We start from the raw sequence: 1,082 nt of genomic DNA on the forward strand, positions 1-1,082 counted from the left end.
CCTCGGCACCCTGTCGGTTGTCGTGGCCACCAACCGTGATACGCCGAGCGCCGCGCTCGGCATGGTGTCGGCGTCCGGCAGGAGCTGGCGCTCCTTGCGCGGCGGCGACATCGATGCGCGGATCGAGCTCGACGTTCGCCTGCGTCCCGGCCAGGAAGGCGGCCTCGCGCTCGATGCGACGGGTGAAGCTTTCGGCATGGCCGTGCTCGGACCGCGGCGCGTGCTGGTGATCCCGACGGCGACGATCGAGCGCATCGCGCCGCAGCTAGAGGCGCGCGGCCGCATCGCGCGCGGATATCTCGGGCTCGGACTCCAGCCGGTGCGGCTCGACGACGGTATCGGCGCGATGGTGATGAGTGTCGACAAGGCCGGGCCTTCGGCGGCCGCCGGCATTCGCCAGGGCGATGTGATCGTGGCCGTCAACGACCAGAAACTATCCGGTGTGCGCGCGCTGTCGCGGACGCTAGGACCTGCGAGCGTCGGCGCCGTGGTCGACGTCGCGGTGCGCCGCGGCGGCGAGCCGATCAACTTCAAGGTCACGGTCGGCGAGAGGCCGGAGGCGTGAGCGAGGACAAGCTGCCGGAGATCCTGCTGTCCCTGGAGATCGACGATCCCGCTCTCGCCGATCGCCTGGCTGCGCTGCTCGGCAATGTCGCCGGGCTGCGCCTTGCCGCGCCCGGCGAGCGGGCCGCCGCCACGGTCGTTGCCCGCGATCCGCGCKCGAGACCTGAGGACATCGCACTGACGCAGCGCGAGCTCGACGTGCTGGCGTTGATGGCCGAGGGAGCCTCCAACAAGATGATCGCGCGCCAGCTCGGCATCTCCGTGCACACCGTGAAATTCCATGTCGGCTCGCTGCTCGACAAGCTGGACGCCACCGGCCGCACCGATGCGGTGGCGCATGCCGCGCGCCGCGGCGTGATCGAGCTCTGAACGGCGGATCAATCGCCGATCGCGGTCTGCGCCAGCGCGCGCATGCGGTCGGTATCGACGACGCGGCCATGGCTGATCACGATGCCGGGCGGGGCGTGGAAGCGCAGGGCCTCGGTGACGTCGGCCTGCTCGAGCACGACCAGATTGGC

Annotated in this window: 2 protein-coding genes; both read left to right on the plus strand. The window is 70.8% G+C overall.

Annotated elements, in window-relative coordinates; genetic code table 11:
* Positions 1 to 565: S1C family serine protease (locus tag AC1D00_RS42440; RefSeq protein WP_477014824.1), on the plus strand; the 565-nt coding region annotated here is incomplete at its 5' end.
* Entirely contained in the window at positions 562 to 933 is a 372-nt protein-coding gene (locus tag AC1D00_RS42445; RefSeq protein WP_477014825.1) for a response regulator transcription factor, read from the plus strand. The genes AC1D00_RS42440 and AC1D00_RS42445, both read left to right, overlap by 4 nt.
* Positions 934 to 1,082 lie beyond the last annotated feature (149 nt).

This window comes from Bradyrhizobium sp. P2_E8, from assembly GCF_056403875.1.